19 protein-coding genes are annotated in these 21,416 nt (G+C 72.6%); 11 read left to right on the top strand and 8 right to left on the bottom strand.

The features are described 5' to 3' along the window. The first annotated feature begins 87 nt into the window (after positions 1-87). The 3 genes from AB0C20_RS17505 (at position 88) to AB0C20_RS17495 (ending at position 3,160) form a co-directional block, all read left to right on the top strand. Entirely contained in the window at positions 88-840 is a 753-nt protein-coding gene (locus AB0C20_RS17505) for a hypothetical protein (protein ID WP_357181359.1), read from the top strand. Continuing rightward, complete coding sequence (locus AB0C20_RS17500; RefSeq protein WP_357181356.1) at positions 837-2,108, top strand: FAD-binding protein; 1,272 nt, start codon at positions 837-839, stop codon at positions 2,106-2,108. The genes AB0C20_RS17505 and AB0C20_RS17500 overlap by 4 nt, the downstream gene beginning before the upstream one ends. Before the next feature lie 143 nt (positions 2,109-2,251). Further along, positions 2,252-3,160, top strand: coding sequence for an alpha/beta hydrolase (locus AB0C20_RS17495; protein ID WP_357568346.1), 909 nt, complete (start codon positions 2,252-2,254; stop codon positions 3,158-3,160). 28 nt (positions 3,161-3,188) lie between these two features. On the opposite strand, the gene AB0C20_RS17490 is transcribed toward AB0C20_RS17495, so the two are convergent. After that, a complete protein-coding gene (locus AB0C20_RS17490) occupies positions 3,189-4,328 on the bottom strand; it encodes a site-2 protease family protein (RefSeq protein ID WP_357181351.1) in 1,140 nt (379 codons plus the stop codon). Between the two features lie 160 nt (positions 4,329-4,488). Next, positions 4,489-5,424: an alpha/beta fold hydrolase gene (locus AB0C20_RS17485; protein WP_357181348.1), complete on the bottom strand. Its 936-nt coding sequence runs from the start codon at positions 5,422-5,424 to the stop codon at positions 4,489-4,491. A gap of 59 nt (positions 5,425-5,483) precedes the next feature. On the opposite strand from AB0C20_RS17485, the gene AB0C20_RS17480 reads away from it, so the two are divergent. Genes AB0C20_RS17480 through AB0C20_RS17465 form a run of 4 tightly spaced genes read left to right on the top strand, consistent with a single transcriptional unit; the run spans position 5,484 to position 8,972 of the window. After that, positions 5,484-6,383, top strand: coding sequence for an ABC transporter ATP-binding protein (locus tag AB0C20_RS17480; RefSeq protein WP_357181345.1), 900 nt, complete (start codon positions 5,484-5,486; stop codon positions 6,381-6,383). A gap of 1 nt (position 6,384) precedes the next feature. Then, positions 6,385-7,185: an ABC transporter permease gene (locus tag AB0C20_RS17475; protein ID WP_357181343.1), complete on the top strand. Its 801-nt coding sequence runs from the start codon at positions 6,385-6,387 to the stop codon at positions 7,183-7,185. A gap of 27 nt (positions 7,186-7,212) precedes the next feature. After that, positions 7,213-8,343, top strand: a complete 1,131-nt coding sequence (locus tag AB0C20_RS17470; protein ID WP_357181341.1) for a histidine kinase — start codon at positions 7,213-7,215, stop codon at positions 8,341-8,343. Beyond that, the gene (locus tag AB0C20_RS17465; RefSeq protein WP_181539422.1) at positions 8,340-8,972 is read left to right on the top strand and encodes a response regulator transcription factor; all 633 of its coding nucleotides are present in this window, start codon (positions 8,340-8,342) and stop codon (positions 8,970-8,972) included. The genes AB0C20_RS17470 and AB0C20_RS17465 overlap by 4 nt, the downstream gene beginning before the upstream one ends. A gap of 16 nt (positions 8,973-8,988) precedes the next feature. Here the strand turns inward: AB0C20_RS17465 and AB0C20_RS17460 are convergent, their stop codons facing one another. Both AB0C20_RS17460 and AB0C20_RS17455 read right to left on the bottom strand, forming a co-directional pair. Beyond that, positions 8,989-9,900, bottom strand: coding sequence for a L,D-transpeptidase (locus AB0C20_RS17460; RefSeq protein ID WP_357181338.1), 912 nt, complete (start codon positions 9,898-9,900; stop codon positions 8,989-8,991). Between the two features lie 75 nt (positions 9,901-9,975). Beyond that, entirely contained in the window at positions 9,976-11,421 is a 1,446-nt protein-coding gene (locus tag AB0C20_RS17455; protein WP_357568345.1) for an alpha-amylase family glycosyl hydrolase, read from the bottom strand. A gap of 271 nt (positions 11,422-11,692) precedes the next feature. Between AB0C20_RS17455 and AB0C20_RS17450 the strand changes: the two genes are divergently transcribed. The 4 genes from AB0C20_RS17450 to AB0C20_RS17435 are packed head-to-tail and all read left to right on the top strand — an operon-like array spanning position 11,693 to position 16,353. Beyond that, complete coding sequence (locus tag AB0C20_RS17450; RefSeq protein WP_357181332.1) at positions 11,693-13,339, top strand: ferric reductase-like transmembrane domain-containing protein; 1,647 nt, start codon at positions 11,693-11,695, stop codon at positions 13,337-13,339. Continuing rightward, positions 13,339-14,802: an NADH-ubiquinone oxidoreductase-F iron-sulfur binding region domain-containing protein gene (locus AB0C20_RS17445; protein WP_357181329.1), complete on the top strand. Its 1,464-nt coding sequence runs from the start codon at positions 13,339-13,341 to the stop codon at positions 14,800-14,802. The genes AB0C20_RS17450 and AB0C20_RS17445 overlap by 1 nt, the downstream gene beginning before the upstream one ends. 52 nt (positions 14,803-14,854) lie before the next feature. Next, the gene (locus AB0C20_RS17440) at positions 14,855-15,475 is read left to right on the top strand and encodes a thioredoxin-like domain-containing protein (RefSeq protein ID WP_357568344.1); all 621 of its coding nucleotides are present in this window, start codon (positions 14,855-14,857) and stop codon (positions 15,473-15,475) included. After that, positions 15,472-16,353 (top strand): cytochrome c biogenesis protein CcdA, encoded by an 882-nt coding sequence (locus AB0C20_RS17435; RefSeq protein ID WP_357181322.1) that lies wholly within the window; start codon positions 15,472-15,474, stop codon positions 16,351-16,353. Before AB0C20_RS17440 ends, AB0C20_RS17435 begins: the two co-directional genes overlap by 4 nt. Positions 16,354-16,377: 24 nt before the next feature. Here the strand turns inward: AB0C20_RS17435 and serS are convergent, their stop codons facing one another. From serS to AB0C20_RS17415, 4 genes are all read right to left on the bottom strand, one after another. After that, the gene (serS, locus tag AB0C20_RS17430; RefSeq protein WP_357568343.1) at positions 16,378-17,661 is read right to left on the bottom strand and encodes a serine--tRNA ligase; all 1,284 of its coding nucleotides are present in this window, start codon (positions 17,659-17,661) and stop codon (positions 16,378-16,380) included. 96 nt (positions 17,662-17,757) lie between these two features. After that, positions 17,758-18,840, bottom strand: coding sequence for a MerR family transcriptional regulator (locus AB0C20_RS17425; protein WP_357568342.1), 1,083 nt, complete (start codon positions 18,838-18,840; stop codon positions 17,758-17,760). 25 nt (positions 18,841-18,865) lie between these two features. After that, entirely contained in the window at positions 18,866-20,047 is a 1,182-nt protein-coding gene (locus AB0C20_RS17420; protein WP_357568341.1) for a saccharopine dehydrogenase NADP-binding domain-containing protein, read from the bottom strand. A gap of 50 nt (positions 20,048-20,097) precedes the next feature. Beyond that, positions 20,098-21,246, bottom strand: a complete 1,149-nt coding sequence (locus AB0C20_RS17415; protein ID WP_357568340.1) for an alcohol dehydrogenase catalytic domain-containing protein — start codon at positions 21,244-21,246, stop codon at positions 20,098-20,100. Positions 21,247-21,416 lie beyond the last annotated feature (170 nt).

Genomic DNA, 21,416 nt, shown 5'->3' with positions numbered 1-21,416 from the left:
CCGTGCCCGATCGACCGGTGTCCTTGGTGCCCGGTCTGGCGGAAGATGTCGGGACCGACGCCACGGTCATGAAACGGGGGTCCGAGCGTGGAATTGCGCCGGAATCGGGGGGCCCGTGCGCTCGCCCTGGTGTGCGTACTCGGTGGAGTGCTCCTGTTGGTCTATCGCAGCGACGGCGCCCTGCTACGGACGATCATCGCGGTGGGGGCGATCGCGCTCGGCGCGGTGGCGCTGGTCAGCGCGATGCGGCCGTTCCGGTTCAGGATCCACGCGGACGGGCTCAGCATCCGGCGGCCCGGCCTGCGTCGGGAGATCGGGTGGGCCGAGGTGGACGTGCTGGTCCTCGACGAGCCGCCCCGACGCGACGGCCATCCGGAGCCGCCACGACTGCTGATGGTGCCGGTGCAGGCCGTGCCGCGTGAGCTGGTGACCGCCCGCCACCCGCTCGACGGCCGAGCAGCCGTCGAGTTGCTCGTCCTCGACCAGGTCCGTGAGCAGCCCGAGCAGGTGTCCGCAGCGCTCACCCAACATGCCGGTGGCCGTTTCGTCGACCTGCTCGCGCTGCGTCGCGCCGCCTTCGAGACCCCGGAGCTCCCGGTCGGCCTGCGGGGCTACCAGATGGACCGGGTCGACCGGTTGATCCGACGCGGCCAGGACGCGCTGATGTCCGGGGACGCGTCAGCCCGGCAGGCGGCCCGCGGAGAGATCGAACGCGCCATCACTGCCGGTCTGCCGGTCGCCCAACGTGGTTACGGCACGTTCCAGACGGATACGGTTCTGGACGCCCTCGTCACCGCGTTGGCCGACCAGCAGAGCACCGATCGGGAGACCGCCACATGACCGCGCAGGGATCGCACGCCGCGTCGACCACTGAGGTTCCGCGCCGCAACTGGGCCGGCAACGTGCGGTACGCCGCGAAGGCGTTCCACCGCCCCACCTCCGTCGACGAACTGCGCCGGCTCGTCGCCGGCAGCAGCCGGATCCGGGCGGTGGGCAGCGGGCACTCCTTCAACAGTCTCGGCGACACCGACGGTGACCTGGTCAGCCTCGCCGGGCTGCCCCCGGTCGTCGAGGTGGACCACGAGCGGGGACAGGTCACAGTGAGCGGCGCGCTGCGCTACGGCGACCTCGCCCGACAGTTGCACACCCAGGGGTACGCGCTGGCGAACCTCGCCTCGCTGCCGCACATCTCGGTGGCCGGTGCGGTGGCCACCGCCACCCACGGCTCCGGCCAGACCCACGGCAACCTGGCCAGCGCTGTCGCCGGCCTGGAGCTGGTCACCGCCGACGGCGATCTGCTCCGGGTCGACAGCGACACCGACACGTTCGCCGGCATGGTGGTCGGGCTCGGCGCGCTCGGCCTGGTCACCCGCGTGACCCTGGACGTGGTGCCGACCTTCGCGCTGCGCCAGTACGTACGCCTCGACCTGGACCGGACGGCGTTGGACGAGGCGCTCGGCTCGGCGTACAGCGTCAGTGTCTTCACCGACTTCCGTACGCCCCGGCTGCGCGAGGTGTGGCGCAAGCAGTTGGCCGACCAGCCGCAACCTTCGGCGGACTGGCTGGGCACCACAGCGGCCGACCAGCCCCGGCACCCGGTGCTCGGGATGCCGGCGGAGAACTGCACCCCGCAGCTCGGCGAGCCGGGCCCGTGGCACGAGCGGCTGCCGCACTTCAAGCTCGGCTTCACCCCGAGCAGCGGCGACGAACTGCAGTCCGAGTACCACGTCGCCCGTACGGCGGCGGCTGACGCGCTCGCCGCGCTGGACGACCTGGCCGACCTGATCGCCCCGGTGCTGCTGGTGTCCGAGCTGCGGACGGTCGCGGCCGACGAGCTGTGGCTCAGCCCGAACTACCGGCGGGACAGCTTCGTGCTGCACTTCACCTGGGTCGACGACACCGCGGCGGTGCTGCCCGTGGTGGCCGCCGTGGAGGAGCGGCTGGCGCCCTTCGCGCCCCGCCCACACTGGGGCAAGGTCTTCGTCACCGACCCGGCAGAGCTGTCCGCCCGCTACCCGAGGTACGCCGACTTCGCCGCGCTCCTGGCCGACCTGGACCCGACGGGCACGTTCCGCACCGACGCCCTGGACCGCTACTTCCCCCGCTGACCGAGCGCGTGCCATAGCGCCGTGGCATGGGGCGGCTGGGATTGGTGGGGTGGAAGACCATCGACAGACACTGATGTCTGTCGATGAGTCTCATCGTCCGGTCCCCGTCCCGGGACCGTCGGCTCCACCCCTCGGAGCGAGACATGCAGCCCGTACCCGCCATCACCCCCGAACCAGTCGCCCCTCGTCCCCGCCGCGGTCTGCGGTGGGCGCTCGCCCTGGCAGTGCTCGGCGCCGGACTGGGCGCAGCGCCGGCCGCCCACGCCGCAGCCAGCCCGTACGAGCGCGGCCCGGCCCCCACAGTGGCCAGCATCGAGGCCAGCCGGGGCCCGTTCGCCATCGCCCAGAGCACCGTCGCTGCCTCCAGCGTCAGCGGGTTCCGGGGAGGAACGATCTACTACCCGACCAGCACCGCCGAGGGCACCTTCGGCGCTGTGGCGATCTCACCCGGCTACACCGCCACCCAGTCCAGCGTGGCCTGGCTGGGGCCGCGCCTCGCCTCGCAGGGCTTCGTGGTGATCACGATCGACACGTTGTCCCGCTACGACCAGCCGACCAGCCGGGGCACGCAACTGCTCGCAGCCCTGGACTACCTCACCAACACCAGCGGCGTGCGTACCCGGATCGACCGCAACCGGCTCGCCGTGATGGGGCACTCGATGGGCGGCGGCGGCAGCCTCTCGGCGGCGAACTCACGACCGCAGTTGCAGGCCGCGATCCCGCTGACCGGCTGGCACACGGTCAAGAACTGGTCCGGCGTACGGGTGCCGACGCTTGTGGTCGGCGCGGAGAACGACTCGGTGGCGCCGGTCTCGTCGCACTCGGAGCCCTTCTACACCAGCCTGCCGTCCACGCTGGACAAGGCGTACCTGGAACTCAACAACGCCAGCCACTCCGCGCCCACCTCGACGAACGTGACTGTCGCCAAGTACAGCATCTCCTGGCTGAAGCGCTTCGTTGACGACGACACCCGCTACGACCAGTTCCTCTGCCCCGCACCCCCCGCCTCGACAACCATCCAGGAGTACCGCAACACCTGCCCCCACTCCTGACCCGTTGCCCCCTGCCCCCTGCCCCGCATCACCGGGAGGGGGTGGGGGTGCGGAGGGTGCTGCGTTGGACGGCGCGGCTGATGTCGCTGGGGGAGACTATGCCGGTCAGACGGCCGTCCTCGGTCACCACCAGGGCGCGGCCGTCGGCGCACTCGGAGAGCCGGGGGAGCAGGTCGTTGAGCTGTTCGCCGGGCTGGGCCAGCACCAGTTCGTCGGCTCGACAGGCCACCTCGGCCAGCGTGGTCGACGCCCGCCGCTCCGGCGGCACGCCCCGCACCCGGTCGACGGTGACCAGGCCGGTCGGCCGGCCGTCCTCGGTCAGCGGCAGCGCCGAATGCCGGTACGCGAACAGGTAGTGGTCGACGAAGTCCGCGACAGTCATCTGCGCCGAGGCGGTCTGCGGCTGCGGGGTCATCACATCGCCCACCCGAATCCCGCGCAGCGCGGTGCCGGTGCGGGCCTGCCGCTCCTCCATCCCGGCCGCCCCGATCAGGAACCAGCCGATCAGCGCCAACCACAGCCCGCCGAAACCCACACCGGACAGGAACTGCCACAACCCCAGGCCGATCAGCAGCACACCCAGCACCCAGCCGGCCCGGGCGGCGACCACTGAGGCGCGGGTCCGGTCACCGGTGGCCTTCCAGACCGCGGCGCGCAGCAACCGGCCACCGTCCAGGGGCGCGGCCGGCAACACGTTGAAGATGGCCAGCAGGACGTTGATCCCCGCCAGCCAGGCCACCGCCCCGAACAGCAGCCCGCCCTGCCCGGCCAGCGCGAGCAGCGCCGCGATGGCACCGAAGAACGCCCCGATCAGCAGGCTGACCAGTGGGCCGACGCCTGCGATGCGCAACTCGGCGCCCGGGTCACGCGGCTCGCCCCGCAACTCGGCCACGCCGCCGAACAGCCACAGCGTGATGCCGTCGACAGTCAGCCCGTTGCGTTTGGCGACGATCGCGTGCGACACCTCGTGGGCGAGCAGGCCGACGAAGAACACCACCGCCGCGGCCAGCCCGGCGATCAGGTACGCCACCGACGAGCGGTCGGGGTACGAACGGGGGAACTGGTTCGCTGCCAAGCCCCAGGCGATCAACGCGAAGATGACCAGCACGCTCCAGTTGACGCCGACCGGCACTCCCGCGACCCGGCCAAGCCGGAAACTGGCCCTCATCCCACCGAGATACCCCGCCAGACCGTGGGCATGCCGAGGACTCAGGCAAACGGTGTGATCCACTCCGCTTTCGTGAAGTCGGGGTGTTCTGGCGCCAGGGATACCCCGACGTCATGGACGACGAGTGGATCATGCCCGCCTGTCTGGCGCCGAGCCCAGGTCAGCGGCGGGGGGTCTCGCTGGCGATGGTCATCTCGCGGGGCAATGCCGCCGCGCGCAGCGCCCAGTCCAGCGCGTAGTCGGCGATCTGCTCCCAGCCGTCCTGGCCGACGGTGAAGTGCGATCGGCCGGCGAACTGCTCGTACGCGGTCAGGGCCCGGGACTTCTGGTAGAGCCCGGCGTTGGCGCGGACCACCGAAGCCGGCACCACGTGGTCGACCTCGCCGGCCATCAGCAGCAGCGGCGCCCGGTCGTTGCGACCGACGTCGACGCGGGCCGGCGAGCGCGGGTCGAGGTTGGCGAACGCGCCCTCGAAGAAGACCCGCCCGGCGCCGGGGACGGCGTAGCGCCGCCAGGCCCGGTCGGAGTCCTCGCGGCTCATCGTGTTGCCGAAGGCGTAGGCGAAGTCGTCAGGGGTGAACGGGACGGCCTTGCCCCGGTTGGCGGGGCTGCGCAGGATCGGAAAGCCCGAGCGCAGCTGACTCAGTGGCACCTTGAGCACGCCCTTCACCGCAGCAGGGTGCACTCCCACCACCGCCGCGCCGAGACCCCGGTCGGCAAGGACCTGGGCGAACAGGCCGCCGAACGAGTGCCCCATGATGATCGGCGGGCGGGGCAGCGCCCGGATGATCCGGTCGTAGTGCGCCACGATCGTGGCCATGCTCTGCTCGGCGATCGGGCCGGGGTCGTCGCGCAACTCCTCCACTGACCGGTCCATGCCGGGCCAGGCGGGGGCGATGACGTGCATGCCGCGCTCGGTGTACCGCCGGGCCCACCCCTCCCAGCTACGCGGCGTCATCCAGAGCCCGTGGATCAGCACGACCGTGTCGACCTGACCCTGCGGCGTGGCACCCATCGCGTCCTCCCGGTGTCGCGGTTCGGCCCGGCGGTTACCCGCTGTGCCCGTCCGGAATCCGGCCGCCCTGACAAATGTCACGGTCGGAGCGTGACGACCGCTCCGGGCATCGGGGTACGCCCCACCGGAGCATCAGTGGCATGACCAGTACGCATCCGGCTGTCGAGTTGGACGGCCTCACCAAGAGCTTCGGCACGGTCACCGCTGTCGACGGGTTGAGCCTACGGGTGCAGCCCGGCGAGGTGGTGGCGTTCCTCGGCCCGAACGGCGCGGGCAAGACCACCACCATCGACATGCTGCTCGGGCTGTCCCGCCCGGACACGGGCACCGTCCGCGTCCTCGGCGGCACCCCTGACGAAGCGGTGGCCCGAGGTCGGGTCGCCGCCGTACTCCAGACCGGTGGGCTGCTCAAGGACCTCACGGTGGGCGAGACGGTACGGATGACCGCCCACTTCTACCGGCACACCCGCCCGGCGGCGGAGGTGCTGGAGCGGGCCGGTATCACCGACATCGCCGACCGGGTGGTCGGGCGCTGCTCGGGCGGTCAGCAGCAACGACTGCGCTTCGCGCTGGCCCTGCTGCCCGACCCGGACCTGATGGTGCTCGACGAGCCGACCACCGGCATGGACGTCGAGGGTCGGCGCGACTTCTGGCAGGCCCTGCGCCGTGACGCCCGGCGGGGACGGACAGTCATCTTCGCCACCCACTACCTGGACGAGGCGGACGCGTACGCGGACCGGATCGTGCTGGTCCGACAGGGGCGCATCGTCGCCGACGGCACCACCGCGGAGATCAAGAACCTGGCCGCCGGCCGTACCGTGCGGGCCACCCTGCCCGGCGCCGACCAGGCAGCGCTCGCCGCCCTGCCCGGCGTGGACGCCGTGGAGGTGCGCGGCGACAGCGTGCTGGTGCGGACCGGTGACTCGGACGCCGTCGCCCGGCACCTGCTGACCCGGACCGCCGCCCGGGACGTCGAGATCACCTCCCGCAACCTCGAGGACGCCTTCCTCGCCCTGACCACAGCGCAGACCGGAGCCTGAGATGACCATCTCCACCCCCACCCGCGCCGCTGTCACCGAGCCGGACCGTCGGCTGCCCGCGCTGGGCGGGTTCGCTCCCGGCGCCCTGGGTATCGAGCTGCGCCGGGTGCTGCGCAACCGCCGCACCCTCGCCTTCACGCTGATCATGCCGGGCGTCTTCTTCCTCATCTTCGGCCTGCCGCAGGGCGGGCAGTCACTGGACAACGGTCGGCCGGTGACGGCGTACGTGATGATCAGCTTGGCCGTCTACGCGGCGATGGTGGCCACCACCAGCGTCGGTGGCGCGGTGGCCACCGAGCGGGCGTTGGGCTGGAGCCGGCAACTGCGGCTCACCCCGCTGCGCCCGGCGGCGTACGTGGCGACCAAGCTGATCACCGCGATGAGTCTCGGTCTGCTCGCGGTCGTCATCGAGTTCCTGGTGGGTGCCGTGGCCGGCGTTCGCGTCCCGGCGTACGTCTGGCTGCTGTCCGGGCTCGCCGCCTGGGTCGGCTCGCTGGTCTTCGCCGCGTTCGGTCTCTTCATCGGCTACCTGGCGCCGGCCGAGAACGTCATGCAGATCATCGGCCCCGTCCTGGCGGTGCTGGCCATGTTCGGCGGGTTGTTCGTCCCGGTCGAGGTGCTGCCGGACGTGCTCCAGCAGGTCGCGAAGTTCACCCCGGTGTACGGCATGGGCGTGCTGGCCCGCGCCCCACTGACCGGCGACGGGGTGAGCATGGCGGCGGTGGCGAACCTCGTCGTCTGGGCGTTGCTCTTCGGCGTCGGCGCGGCCCGGCTGTTCCGCCGGGACACCGCGCGGGTCTGACCGGCCGCGACCGCTAGCGTGAACCCGATGGACCTCTCGACCGGGCAGCCCTGGCCGGTGAGCCGCCACTGGCGGGTCACCGGCTGGCTGCTGGCCGCCGTCTGGCTGTTCTTCCTCAACGTGCCGCTCGCCACAGCGCTGCACCAGCCGGAGCCGTGGCGGCGGGCCCTCGGCGTGGTGGCCCTGGTCGTCTTCGGCATCGGTTACGTGCTGCTGTTCCAGTGGGCCCGCAAGCTGCGCCAGTCAATGCTGCCGATTCCGACGGGTCGGGCGCGGGTCGGGCTGGCGCTGCTGCTCGCGGTGGGTCTGGCCAGCCTCCCGGGCACCGAAGGGGACTGGCTGGCCACCCTTGTCTACGTGGCCGCGGCGGCGGTGTTCCTGCTGCCGCCGTGGGAGGCGCTGGCCGTCGTGGTGCTCTGCGCGGTGACCCCCGTGCTGGCCTCCTGGCTGGTGCCGGGGTGGGAGGCGGAGAACGGCATCGTCTTCGCGGTGCTGCTCGCCTCGTTCGCCATGTTCGGGGTGTCCCAGTTGGCCCAGCGCAACAGCGAACTGCGCGCCGCCCAACAGGAGATCGGTCGGCTCGCGGTCGCCGAGGAGCGGTCCCGCGCCGCCCGCGACCTGCACGACATCCTCGGACACTCGCTGACAGTGGTGGCGATCAAGGCCGAGTTGGCAGGGCGTCTGATCGAGGTCGACCGGGAGCGGGCCGCCGTCGAGATCGCCGAGGTGGAGGCGCTGGCCCGGGCCGCGCTGGCCGACGTACGGCAGACGGTCGGGGCGTACCGCGAGGTCAGTCTCGCCGCGGAGCTGGCCGGCGCCCGCTCCGCGCTGGCCGCGGCGGGCATCGCGGCGGACGTGTCGACCGAGGTGCCGGCGCTGCCGGAGGAGTGGGACCGGTTGTTCGGCTGGGCGGTACGGGAAGGGGTGACAAACGTGGTCCGGCACAGCGGGGCGCGATGCTGCGTGATCCGGGTCCACCCGGATCGGGTCGAGATCAGTGACGACGGTCGTGGCCCGTCCACACCCGACCCGAGCGGGCACGGGCTGGTCGGCCTGCGGGAGCGGGCGCGGCGGCTGGACGCGGTGGTGACGGTCGGCCGTCGGCCGGCGGGCGACGGTTTTCTGCTGCGGGTGCACGCGCCGGGGGAGGCCCGGTGAGCGGCGGTTCCACGCCGATCCGGCTGCTGCTCGCCGACGACCAGGCGCTGGTCCGGGGCGCGCTGGCCGCCCTGCTCTCGCTGGAGGAGGACCTGACGGTGGTCGCCGAGGTCGGCCGGGGCGACGAGGTGGTGCCCGAGGCTCGACGCAGCGCCCCGGACGTCGCCCTGCTGGACGTGGAGATGCCCGGCCTGGACGGAATCGCCGCCACCGCGGCGTTGCGGGCCGCGCTGCCGACCTGCCGGGTGCTGGTGGTGACCACCTTCGGCCGACCCGGCTACCTGCGCCGGGCGATGGAGGCCGGTGCGAGCGGTTTCGTTGTCAAGGACACCCCGGCCCGGCAGCTCGCCGACGCGGTCCGCCGGGTGCACGCCGGCCTGCGGGTGGTCGACCCGACGCTGGCCGCGGAGACCCTGGCCGCCGGGGTCAGCCCGCTGACCGAGCGGGAAACCGAGGTGCTGCGGACCGCGCGAGGCGGTGGCAGCGCCGCCGACCTGGCCAGGGCGTTGCACCTCTCCGAGGGGACGGTACGCAACCACCTGTCCGCGGCGATCGGCAAGACCGGTGCCCGCAACCGGGCCGACGCGATCCGGGTCGCCGAGCAGAACGGCTGGCTGCTCGGCGAGTGACGCTGCCGGCCGGCGCTCAGGCGGTCGGCGGCGGGGCGGCCAGTTGGTCGACCACGACGACGCTGCTTCCGGGACGGACCTCGGCGAGCAGTTCCCGCTGACCGCTGCGGGTCAGCCGGATACAACCGTTTGTGGTGTTCTCGCCCAGCTCGTCGTCGTGGTGCCAGGTGTGCACCCCGATGTGCGCGCCGCGCAGCCCGGACGGCACCGACTCCGGGTCGTCGGGCACCGAACCGAGGGCGTAGATGTCCACCCCGCCGTAGACCTCCTCCGGCGGTGGGGTGCGGCCCAGGATGAAGGTCCGCCCCAGTGGAGTCTCCTGGCCCGACTGGCCGAGGCTGACCTCCCAGGTGCGCACCGCCTTGCCGGCCCGGTACCAGGTGAGCCGGTGGACCTTGCGTTCCACAACGATCTGGTCGCGCAGCGGCACCGTCTCGAACCCGCCGGGCGGCAGCCAGGCGAGCCGGCGGTTGGCCGAGGGCAGCAGGACGGCCGTCCAGCCGGCGCGCCGCTGGGCGATCGGCATTGTCAGCTCGACACCGCGGATGGTCGGTTCGAGGAAGGCGCGCGGCCGACCGCCGGGCGCGTCGTACGCGGCGATCCGTCTGGTCGGGTGCACGCCCTCGGTCAGCGGTGTGACGTCCATGGTGTCCGGGTCGGCGGGGAACCCTCCGGGTGCGGGGTCGTAGTCGACAACCGGCAGCCCGTCCGGGGCGGGCGCGGCCGGAGGGATCGACTCCTCCGGGCTCTGGTCCACACTGCTCGGAGTCGGGTCGGCTACCACCACGTTGCGGTCGTCGGGGGCCGTCGAGCTGGGGGTGAGGGCCTGGCCGACAAGCAGCGCGGTCACCAGCAGCGCGGGTACGCCGATCGCGGCGGCCACCCAGACGCCGCGACGACGGTACGGAGTCTTTCGGTCAAACGGCACGAAACCACTCTATGGTGGCTGATGCTTCGGGGCCCCCGGTTCGGCGAGACCCGCCGTCCGGAGGCCCCTGTCGAATCAGATTCGCGCGCCGATGTGAATGGCCACGGCGTCGTGCGCCGGCACGTTCGTCGCGAACCAGCCGCTACCGTCCACCGTGATCACCGGTCCGCTGCACGTGCCGCTCGCGTACGTGCCGTGGACGACGTCGCAGTATCGACCGGCGGGCAGCCCCGTGTAGTAGGAGCGGCCGTTCACAGCGGCGTCCTCGTCGTTGACCGTGATGAAGCCCTTGCCGCTGCGGCTGAACGCGATGTGGTTGTTGCCGTTGTCGTACCAGTTGGCCACGCCGGCGCCCTCGGTGGCGTTGCGGAAGCCGACCATGTTGGCGATCACCGGCCAGCGGTGTTCGCACTCCCAGCCGGAGTAGCAGGTGGCGTTGAGCGTCTTGTTGGCGCCGTCCGACGGTGGGCCGGCGTCCCGGTTGCTGAAGGTGTAGCTGGACATGACGGTCGGGGAGCCGTACGGCCAGGCCAGCATGAAGGCGTTGGCCAGCGCGTAGATGCCCCGGTCGCGGTAGGTCAGCACACCACCGGAGTCGCGCTGGGTGTCGTGGTTGTCGACGAACACCGAGGCCGAGCCGGTGGGCAGGTGCCCCCAGCCCTCGCCGAAGTTGCGCAGGTACGCCAACCGCTCGGAGCGGAACACCCGGGCCAGGTCCTTGCCGTAGCGGAACTCGTGCACGTCACCGTTGCCCGTGTACTCGGTCGGCTGCACCGGCTCGCCGGCGCCGTGGATGACCTCCTGCACGATGTACGCGGAGCGGGACAGCTTGCCCCTGATGGCGGCGATGTCGGCGGCCGGCATGTGCTTGCTGGCGTCCATCCGGAAGCCGTCGACGCCGAGCGAGAGCAGGTCGTTGAGGTACGAGGCGATCTTCGTGCGGACGTAGTCCGACTCGGTCCTGAGGTCCGAGAGGTTGACCAGCTCGCAGTTCTGCACCTCGTACCGGTCGTTGTAGTTGGCGATGTCGTCGCCGCCGTTGCGCCCACAGTGGTGGAAGTCCTGGGTCTGGTAGATGCCCGGGTAGTCGTAGTGCGAGTAGGACGAGCCGGCCCAGCCGGTGCCGCCGTTGTCCTGACCGGACATGTGGTTGATCACCGCGTCGACGATCACCTTGACCCCGGCCGCGTGGCAGGTGTTCACCATCGACTGGAACTGGGCCCGGGTGCCCTTGCGGGACTCGATCCGATAGCTGACCGGCTGGTAGGCCAGCCACCACTGGTTGCCCCGCACGTGCTCCTGCGGGGGCGAGACCTGCACGAAGCCGTAGCCCTTCGGGCCGAGGGTGCTCTGGCATTCGCTGGCCACCGAGGGCCAGTTCCACTCGAAGAGCTGGACGATGACCTTCTTGCCGCCGGACGGGGCGGCGGCGGCCGGGGGTGCCGTCACGGCGGTGGGGACGAGCAGGCTGGCGATCAGGCCGAGGGCGAGGAGCGCCGAGCCGCGTCGACGTCGGTGCATGGGGACTCCTGACGGGAGCGGGGGTGGTGGTGCGGTGGGGGAGTGCCGGCTTGCCGGAATCTTGCAAGCCTGGCTGAAATTTGCTGAAAGGTTACAAGCGTGTTGCGGCGACTGTCAATGCATGGACATTCGTCACTGTCCAGATCGGTGGGGGAAGCGGGTACAACGCACTGCCGCGCCCCTCGGTTCGATTTCGGCAGAGAAATTTCCGTCGGCGGGTGATCCGCGCGCCCCGCCGGTCCGTACTGGATGGGGGAGCAGGGGTCGGCCGGTGGTACGCCGCCGCGAGACGATCGAGGAGCAGATGGCCCGGGCACAGCAGGACAAGAAGGCGGCGACGGTCCGGACCAGCGCCAGCAGTCGGGGGGTGCGCACCCCGTCGCGATCGGCGAGCGCCCTGCTGATCGCGTCGGTGCTCGCCGCGCTCTGGGCGGCGATCATGTTGACCGGCGCCGGTCAGACGGCGTACGCGTACGGCTTCTTCTTCACCGAGTTCTTCGCCGGGGTGGTCTCCCTGGTGGCGTTGAGCCTCACCGTGATGCTCGGCCTGCTCGCCACCGACCGGCTGGTGCTGCGCATCTCGCACCGGGTGCTGATGCAGTCGGCGCACCGGGCCACCGGCGTGCTGGGCGTGGCCGGGCTCGGTTTCCACGTCCTCACCAAGATCGCCACCGGGCGGGCGGCGGCGACCGACGCGCTGGTGCCGTTCGTCGGTGGCCGAGGGCTCTACGTGGGGCTCGGCACTGTCGCCGCACTGCTGATGGTCAGCGTGATCTGGACCGGCATCATCCGCGCCCGCTTCGCCGACGTCGGTCCGAAGTGGCTGTGGCGCACGCTGCACTCCACCGCCTACCTGGCCTGGCCGTTCGCTGTCTTTCACGGCCTCAACGCCGGTCGGGCCGCGGCGCCCTGGGTGATGTTCAGCTACCTGGGCTGCATTCTGCTGGTGGTGCTGGCCCTGCTGGTCCGGTTCTCGGTCACCATCGGTCGGCGCAGCCGCGAGCAGCACCAGGCAGCGGTGCGTAACGCGGTGATGGCCGGCCGGGCCGAGGAGGCGAAGACCGCCCGATCGCTGCTGGCCGGGTTGGGTCGGCGCAGCAAGGCCGCCGACAAGCGTCCCGCCTGGGCGGAGACCACCACCGCCACCTGGGCCGCGCCGGCCGCACGACGTGACCCGGAACGGTTCACCGTCCCGGTGGTGCCCGAGCCCGGTTCCCTCGTCGAGCCGACCCGGCCCAGCCGACGTCGGCGGGAGGAGGAGCCGGCTGCCCGCCGCGACACCGAACGGTCCTCGCGCAGCCGGCGGGCCGAGGAGACCACTACCAGCCGATCGGCCCGCCGCAGCGTGGAGGACACCGGCACGTTCCGACGCGACGAGGAGGAGCTGGAGCCGGTGAGCCGGCGACGCGGCTCCCGCACCCGGGACGAGGACGTACCGACCGGCCGGCGACGCGCCGACGACCAGACCTCTGAGCGGTCCGGTCGCCGGTCCCGCAGCGAGGACGACGGCAGTCGCTACTCGGCCCCACCGCAGCCGACCTTCGACGACGCCGAGGAGCCGTGGGACAGTCCACGCCGGTGGCAGGCCAACGAGCCCATCTCCGCCGGCCCGATCTCCGTCGAGCCGATCTCGGCCGGCCCGATCTCCAGCAGCCCGATCTCGTCGGCGCCGCGCAGCGGCAGCGGCCGGCACAGCGTCGAGGACGACCTGCCCGAGGAGCCGGACTACTGGCGTCCGCCGGCCCGGTACGTGCCGGACGAGGTGGCGCCGCCCGTCGACGACACCCCGACCCTTGTCGACCTGGCGTCCCGACGTGCTCGACGAGCAGCCGGCGAGGGCAAGTCCAAGCGCCGCAAGGCCAGCGCCGACGCTGTGGACGGGGCGTACTGGGCCGGGCTGCGGGGTGAGGCGAAGTGATGCGGACCGCCGTGCCACCGGTCGCCTGTGTGGGCGAACCGCGGCTCACCGCCGGCTTCGCCGAGTACGGCCGGCTCGACCTGCTCGCGCACGAGGAGGTGCACGGCCCGATCGGCCCGATGGAGCCGGCGCAGCTGCTCCAGCTCGCCGAGGGCATGCAGCTCAAGGGCAAGGGCGGGGCGGGCTTCCCGTTCGCCCGCAAACTGCGCGCGGTGCTGGAGTCCTGCGAGCGGCAGGACCTCGCCGCAGTGGTGGTGGTCAACGCCACCGAGGGGGAGCCGGCCAGCTGGAAGGACAAGGTGCTGCTGACCCGCGCCCCGCACCTGGTCCTGGACGGGGCGGCGCTGGCCGCGTACGCGCTGGACGCCGACGAGATCGTGATCGGTGTGGCGGACGACGGGGTCGGCCGTGACTCGCTGATGGAGGCCCTCGAAGAGCGCCGGATGCCGGTGCAGACGACGATCGTCACAGTGCCGCACCGGTTCATCTCCGGCGAGGGCGGCGCACTGGTCAACGGGATCAACGGGCTGCCGCACATCCCGCCGGGCACCAAGAAGCGCTCCAGCGACTCCGGGGTCAGCGGCCTGCCCACCCTGCTCTCCAACGCCGAGACGTACGCCCAGCTCGCCGTCGGCGCCCGACTGGGCCCGTACGAGTACGCGGCCCTCGGCACCGACGACGAGCCGGGCACCGTGCTGCTCACAGTGACCGGCGCGGCGGGCCGACCGGCGGTGGTGGAATGCACTGCCGGTATGCCGCTGCGCGATGTCCTCGACCTGTGCGAGGTGCCGGCCACCCAGGGCATCCTGATGGGCGGCTACCACGGCAAGTGGATCACCCCGGAGGCGGCGGAGAGGGCCGAGGTATCCCGCAAGGGCCTGGCCGCTGTCGGCGGCACCCTCGGCGCCGGCATCATCGTCCCGCTCGGCGTCGACACCTGCCCGCTCGGTGAGGCCGCCCAGGTGGTGCGCTACCTGGCCGGCGAGTCCGCCGGCCAGTGCGGGCCGTGCAAGATGGGCCTGCCGGACCTGGCCCGCGCCGTTGACCTGGCCGTCGCCGGCAGCCAACCGGCGGACGTGGTGCGCGCCGCCGCCGGCGAGGTTAAGGGCCGGGGCGCGTGCAGCCACCCGGACGGCACCGCCCGCTTCGCGCTCTCGGCGATCGAGGTCTTCGCCGAGGACCTGCGGCTGCACAGCACCGGCGACGGCTGTGGCCGACGGGTCAAGGGCGTGATGGGGCTGCCGGGGGCACCCGACGCGAACCCGCAGAAGCTGACACTGGACTGGTCCCGCTGCGACGGGCATGGCCTCTGCGCGCACGTCGTACCGGACTTCATTCGGCTCGACGCGAACGGATATCCCGCCTTCCCGGCCACCCCCGTGCCGACCTGGCTGCGCGAGGGCGCGCTGAAGGCGGTCAAGGTCTGCCCGGAGCTGGCGCTGCGACTCGCCAAGGCCGAGTAGCGACGCCTCAGGTCCAGCAAGGGTCCCTTCCGGACCGGAAACGGAGAAGCGGATGCGGATCAGCAGGGCGTGGACAGGGGCCGGGCAGCTACGCCGTGCCGCCACCGCCGGGGCGCTCGTGGTGGCCCTGTTCAACGTTGCCGCCTGTACCGGCACCGCACCGGGTGGGCCCGCCGCCGCCGGATCGGCCCCGACCTCGACCGGTGCCCCGCCCACGCCGACCGACGCCGCGTCCACCCCGACCGGCGAACCGCCAGCGGCGCGGGTCCCGGACGTCCTGCGCTTCACCGGGACCACGCTCGGCGGGGCCGCCTTCGACGCGGCACGGCTCGCCGGCAAACCGGTGGTCCTGTGGTTCTGGGCCCCGTGGTGCGCCACCTGCGCCAGCCAGGCCTGGACGGTGGCCGAGATCGAACCCAGGTACCGGGACACGGTGCCGATCGTGGGCGTCGCCGGGCTGGGCGAGCGGAAGGCCATGAAGGAGTTCGTCACCGAGTTCGACCTCGGCGCGACGCAGCAGATCGAGGACACCGCTGGCGCGCTCTGGAAGCGGTTCAAGGTGACCGAGCAGAGCATCTTCGTGATCATCGACCGGAACGGCACTGTCGTCCACCACGGCTTCCTCGACGGTGAGGCGCTCACCGCCAAGGTCGCCGCACTGGCCGGGGCGTGACCGCCACACTGCTGCTCGCGCTGACCGCCGGCATGCTCGGCGCGGTCAATCCGTGCGGCTTCGCGTTGCTGCCCGCGTACCTCTCGCTGTTGGTCGCCGGGACGTCGGACACCCGCGGCGCGGTCGGCCGCGCGCTCACCGCGGCGGCCGGGCTGACAGTGGGGTACGTGCTGGTGTTCGGCGCGTTCGGCCTGGCGCTCGCGCCGCTGGCCGGCTGGTTGCGGCCCCGCCTGCCGTGGCTGACGGTGGCGCTCGGCGTGCTGCTGGTGGTGGCCGGCTGCTGGTTGCTCGCCGGCCGTCGACTGCCCGCCCCCGGCTGGTCCGCCCGGGCGCCCCGGTTGACCCGGTCCTGGCCGTCGATGGCGCTGTTCGGCGCGGTGTACGCGTTGGCGTCGCTCGGCTGCGCCATCGCGCCGTTCCTGGCCATCGTGGTGACCAGCCTCCAGGCCGGCTCGACCGGTCAGGGGTTGGCGCTGTTCGGCGCGTACGCCCTCGGGATGGGTCTGGTGGTGGCTGTCGCCGCGCTCGGGGTGGCGCTGCTGCGCGACGGCCTGGTGGCCCGGCTACGCGTCGCCGGCGCGCTGGTGCCCCGACTCAGTGGCCTGGTGCTGCTGGTCGCCGGCGGCTACGTCGCCTGGTACGGCTGGTACGAGCTACGCCTGGCCGCCGGCCGCCGCGACGCCCTCGGCGACCCGGTCATCCAAGCGGCGTCCCAGCTACAACGAACCCTGGCCAACACCCTGGACTCGGTCGGCCCGGCCCTGCTCGTAGCCGCCCTAGCGGCCCTCCTGCTGACAGCAGCCCTAACCAGGCGCTCCCGCCCCCGCCCCGTCGATCATGAAGTTATTGCCGTGACACGCCGAGGCGAGGGGCAATAACTTCATGATCAACGCCGGGATGGGCTAGCGGGGGGTTAGGCGGTCGGTACCTAGGCGGTCCTGGAGGACCTTGGGGACCAGGACGCTGCCGTCGGCCTGCTGGTACTGCTCCAGGATGGCCGGGAAGAGCCGGCTGGTGGCCAGCGCCGAACCGTTGAGGGTGTGCACGAAGCGGGTCTGCTTGCCGCCCGGCTCGCGGTAACGGATGGCCGCCCGACGAGCCTGGTAGTCGCCGGCCCAGGAGACCGACGACACCTCCTTGTACTTGCCGGTGCTCGGCATCCACACCTCGATGTCGAGGGTCTTCTTCATCGAGGCGCTGGCGTCACCGGCGGAGAGCAGCGTGCGCTGGTAGTGCAGACCCAGCCCCTCGACCAGGCTCTCGGCGTGGGCGAGCATCTCCTCCAGCGCCGCGTCGGCCTGCTCCGGCAGGGTGAACTGGAAGATCTCCACCTTGTTGAACTGGTGCCCCCGCACCGTGCCGCGCTCGTCCGAGTGCGAGCCGGCCGACTCCCGCCGGTAGCACGGGGTGTACGCGAACGCCTTCAGCGGCAGCTTCGGGGTCTCCAGGATCTCGTCCTGGTACGCGCCGAGGATCGCCGTCTCCGACGTGGGCAGCAGGAACTGGCCACGCGGGGCGGACGCCGAGTCCAGGTGGTAGACGTCGTCGTAGAACTTCGGGAACTGACCGGCGGCGAAGCCGGCCGAGTCCAGCAGCAGGTGCGGCGGGAGCAGGAACTCGTAGCCGGCCTTGATGTGCTGGTCGACGAAGTAGTTGAGCAGCGCCCACTCCAGCCGGGCGCCGACCCCGGTGTAGATCCAGAAACCGGACCCACCGAGCTTGACCCCGCGCTCGTAGTCGACAAGGCCCAACGCGCGGCTCAGCTCCACGTGGTCGCGGACCTTCTCGATCACCGGCGGCTCACCGAAGGTCTTCACCACCCGGTTGGCTTCCTTGCCGCCGGCCACGACGTCGTCGCTGGGCAGGTTGGGCAGCTCACTCATCGCGTCGCGCAGCCGAGCCTGCACCTCGTCAAGCTGGGACTCCAGCTCGGCGAGCTGCTTACGCTCCGCCTCCGGCGCGGCGGCCTGCGGCTCCTCGCCGGCCCGCAACGCCAGCGCGTACGCCCGGGCCTCGGCCTTGCGGCGCTGCCGCTCGGCGTCGATCTCCGTGATCAGGGCGCGGCGTTCCTGGTCGAGCCGCTGGATCTCGTCCAGGGCACGGGTGACCTCGGCGGGATCCAGACGCTTCGCCAGCGCGGTTGCCACCGCCTCGCGATCCTTCCGGATCAACTCCATGTCGAGCATGCTGCTCCGTACGCCTCCGTCCGGGGTTCACTGGTGAACCATCAGATGTTACCGTCGCGCACGTTTCCACCCGACTACGGGGAGCGCGAGGGATTTCTACAGCCGGATCGGCATGAGCACCGAGTAGGTGTCCGCGTCGTCCGGTCGGCGTACGGCCAGCGGGGCGATCGGCCCATCCAACTCCAGCACCAGTTGCGGCGCGCCGGCCGCGTTCAGCGCGTCCAGCAGGTAACCACCGTCCACCCCGACCCGCAGCGCGTCGGAGCCCAGCTCGGCGGCGGGAAGCAGCCGCAGCTCGCCCTTGTCGTCGACGCCGAGAACCGTGACCGCCCGGGTCGTGCCGTCGTGGTCGCGGGCGACGGTGGGGGCCGCCGGGTCGGCAAGCGCCGCGCGCAGCGCTGCCGCGTCCACCGGGATCCGCCGCGCGGTCGGCCGCTCACCGACTGACTTGCGCAGCAGCCGGTGGTAGTCGGGGAAGTCGTACGGCAGGGCGGCGCCGGTCAGCGTGCGGTCGGCCACCCGCACCCGCAGGTCCGCGCCCGCCACGCTCAGCCGTACCGGCCAGGTGTCGGCCGTGTCGAGCAGCTGCCGGAGCTGGTCGACGAGGGCCACCGGCACGAACACCCGCACCGGCGGCCCGTCGACGTCGGCCCCGGCCCGAGCCAGGGCGAGCCGGTACCTGTCGGTGGCGACGAGCCGGACCCCGTCGGACTCCACGTCGAACAGCACGCCGGCGAGCATCGGCAGCTCCGGATCGACGCCGACGGCGAAGCGCACCGCGTCGAGCGCGGCGGCCAAGGCGGCGGGGGAGACCAGGAGTGTGGTGGCGGTCGGCGGGGTCGGGTCCACCAGGGCCCGGAGCCGGTCGACCTCGCGGCGGGCGTCGCTGAGCCCGTCGGCCAGCCGGCGCAGGTGCGCGTCGAGCAACTGGTGCACCGCGGCCGGCTCGGCGCGTACCGCGGCGGCGATCTCCGGCACCGGCATGCCGATCCGGCGCAACCCGGCCACCAGCCGGGCCGGGGCGATCTGCCCCTCCGTGTACCAGCGGTACCCGGTCACCGGGTCGACAAGGGTCGGCTCCAGCACTCCCGCCGAGTCGTAGAAGCGCAGTGCGCTGACGGTCAGGCCGCTGGCCCGGGCCAGCTCGCCGATGCTGTGCAGGTCGCTCACGCTGGGCATCCTGCCCCCTCGACCCGGTCGAGGGTCAAGCCGAACGCTCAAGCACCCGGAAGGTGAGCCCGGCCCGGACGAGCCGGTCGAGCAACGCGTCACCCATCGCGGCGACCGGGGTGAGCTGGCCGGCGGTCGGCGGCAGCTCGTCGAGCGCCAGGCACAGCGCCGACTCGCCGAGCATCTTCGCCGTCTCGTCGTAGCCGGGGTCACCGCCGGCGACCTCGGTGACCACCCGCTGCCCGCCGCCGGTGCCGACGAACCGCACCCGGAACCAGGACGACGCCCGCTGCTGCGCGGTGGGCCCCTGCCCGGACGCGAGCCGGCCCAGCAGCCAACGTCGGCTCGGCGGCAGCTTCACCAGCCCGATCAGCGCGCCGAGCCCGGCAGCGCCGGCCAGCACGGTGGGCAGCCGCTTCACCGCGGCGAAGTGCCGGTAGCGGAAGTCCGGGCCGTACTCCGGACGGGCCGCGGCCGAGCGGCGGACCACCTGCGGGTCGATGGTCGGCAGCGGCACGGTCCAGATGCCCAGCTCCGCCGAGCGGGCGAGCCGGCCGGGCACCGCCCGGACCCGACGGTCGGTGGGGCGCGGCTCGACCGCCCGGCGGTCCCGGGCGGCCTGGCTGGCCTGCCCGGTACGGGAGAACGCGGTGAGCGCCGAGTGGTAGGTGCCGGCGGAGAACCGGCCGCCGGCACGCACGTACCCGTCCACGGTGATCGGAACGTCGGCGGGCAGCTGCTTGACGGTGAACCAGGCGCCCAGGTCGTGCGGGATGGAGTCGAAGCCGCAGGCGTGCACCAGCCGCGCGCCGGTGCGGGCCGCCTCGGCGTGGTGACGCACGTACATGAGGTCGACGAACTCCGACTCGCCGGTGATGTCCAGGTAATGGGTGCCGGCCCGGGCGCAGGCCGCGACCAGCGGCTCCCCGTGGTGGATGTACGGGCCGACCGTGCTGGCCACCACCCGGGCGCTGTCCGCCACCGCCCGTAGCGACTCGGCGTCGGTCACGTCGGCGGTGAGTAGCGGCAGGTCGGCCAGTCTCGGGTCGATCGCGGCGAGCCGGTCCCGTACGGCGGCGAGACGCTGCGGGTTGCGCCCGGCCAACGCCCAGCGCAGCTCGGCCGGCGCGTGTCGGGCCAGGTATTCGGCGGTCAGGCCGCCGGTGAACCCGGTCGCTCCGAACAGCACAACGTCGTACGTTCGCTCGCCAGTCATCCTCGGAGTCTGCCATTCGCGGTCGCCGATCACCGATCACGAGCTGGCGGTCACGGGGTGAACACGGCGCGTACGCAGCCGTCGGCCCGGTCCCGGAACAGCGCGTACCCCTCGGGGCCCTGCGCCAACGGCAGTCGGTGGGTGGCCAGGTGTTCGGTCCGCAGCTCGTCGCGGGCCATCCGGTCCAGCAGCATCGGCACGTCCCGCAGATCCGGCCGGGCAGCGCCGCGCAGCGTGAGCCGTCGCTCGGTCACCGCACCCAACGGGAACGCGTCGACGAACCCGCCCGTCCCGCCGAGCACCACCACCACGCCGCTCTTGCGACAGGCGCGCACGGCCTCCCGCAGCGCGTCCGGTCGGTCGGCGTGCGGGCCACCGAACCGGTCGGCCAGCGAGCGGGACGGCGGCGTCCCGACCGCCACCACGCACACGTCCGGCCCACGCCCACCGCTACGGTCGCGCAGCTCGGCCGCGACGTCGGTGCGGCGGTAGTCCAGCGGCTCGGCGTCGGAGTGCCGCTCGGCCATCCGCAACCGATCCTCGTGCCGGTCCACGACCAGCACCCGGGCCGCGCCGCGCAGCACCGCCGCCCGGGCGGTCAACTGGCCCACCGCCCCGGCGCCCCAGATCGCCACCACGTCGCCGGGGCGCACCGCACCCAGCTCGGTGGCGAGCCACCCGGTCGGCGCCGCGTCCGCGGCGAACACCGCCCGGTCGTCGTCGACGGCGTCCGGCACCCGGAACGCGCTCACGTCGGCGTACGGCACCCGCACGTACTCGGCGTGGCCGCCCGCGAAACCGCCCGCCGCCAGGGGTCGGCCGAAGCAGCCGGCGTCGGAGCGGGCCCGGTCGGGGTCGGCGCTGGGCAGGTCGGCGCTGGCGTTGTCGCAGCAGGAGTGCATGCCCTGGCGGCAGTACCAGCAACCGCCGCAGGCCACGCTCGCGCCGACGACCACCCGATCGCCGGAGCGGTGTCGGCGGACCCCGGGGCCGACCTCCACCACCTCGCCCAGGAACTCCGCGCCGAGCACGTCGCCGGGCCGCAGCAGCGGGTGCCGGCCGGCCAGCAGCGGCAGGTCACCTCCGCAGGTGGCGCTGCGCCGAACCCGGACGATGACGTCACGCTCGTTGCGCAGCTCCGGGTCGGGAACCTCGCGTACGGCCAGTTCGCCGGCGGCCACCCAACACAGCGCCTTCACCCGTGGACCTCGGGGCGGTCCAGCGCGGACCGGTCCGCGCGGAGCACCTCACCGGCCTCCACCCGTTGCTTGATCTGGCGCAGTGTCCGGCGGACCAGCAGACCCGGGTCGTCGCCGACCAGATGTGCGGCCAGCCCGGTGGGCGGTGTGACGCCGGCCAGCGGGCGGGC

The sequence above is a fragment of the Micromonospora sp. NPDC048843 genome, from assembly GCF_040649965.1.
Taxonomy (GTDB): Bacteria; Actinomycetota; Actinomycetes; order Mycobacteriales; family Micromonosporaceae; genus Micromonospora; species Micromonospora hortensis.
Note: the sequence above shows the minus strand (reverse complement) of the source record. Positions and strands in the feature narration are given on the sequence as shown.

Bases quoted from the DNA above. Each gene is read 5' to 3' on its own strand.
- AB0C20_RS17500 (WP_357181356.1), top strand. From the start codon at position 837: ATGACCGCGCAGGGATCGCACGCCGCGTCGACCACTGAGGTTCCGCGC.
- AB0C20_RS17495 (WP_357568346.1), top strand. From the start codon at position 2,252: ATGCAGCCCGTACCCGCCATCACCCCCGAACCAGTCGCCCCTCGTCCC.
- AB0C20_RS17490 (WP_357181351.1), bottom strand. From the start codon at position 4,328: ATGAGGGCCAGTTTCCGGCTTGGCCGGGTCGCGGGAGTGCCGGTCGGC.
- AB0C20_RS17480 (WP_357181345.1), top strand. From the start codon at position 5,484: ATGACCAGTACGCATCCGGCTGTCGAGTTGGACGGCCTCACCAAGAGC.
- AB0C20_RS17475 (WP_357181343.1), top strand. From the start codon at position 6,385: ATGACCATCTCCACCCCCACCCGCGCCGCTGTCACCGAGCCGGACCGT.
- AB0C20_RS17470 (WP_357181341.1), top strand. From the start codon at position 7,213: ATGGACCTCTCGACCGGGCAGCCCTGGCCGGTGAGCCGCCACTGGCGG.
- AB0C20_RS17455 (WP_357568345.1), bottom strand. From the start codon at position 11,421: ATGCACCGACGTCGACGCGGCTCGGCGCTCCTCGCCCTCGGCCTGATC.
- AB0C20_RS17445 (WP_357181329.1), top strand. From the start codon at position 13,339: ATGCGGACCGCCGTGCCACCGGTCGCCTGTGTGGGCGAACCGCGGCTC.
- AB0C20_RS17440 (WP_357568344.1), top strand. From the start codon at position 14,855: ATGCGGATCAGCAGGGCGTGGACAGGGGCCGGGCAGCTACGCCGTGCC.
- serS (WP_357568343.1), bottom strand. From the start codon at position 17,661: ATGCTCGACATGGAGTTGATCCGGAAGGATCGCGAGGCGGTGGCAACC.
- AB0C20_RS17425 (WP_357568342.1), bottom strand. From the start codon at position 18,840: ATGCCCAGCGTGAGCGACCTGCACAGCATCGGCGAGCTGGCCCGGGCC.
- AB0C20_RS17420 (WP_357568341.1), bottom strand. From the start codon at position 20,047: ATGACTGGCGAGCGAACGTACGACGTTGTGCTGTTCGGAGCGACCGGG.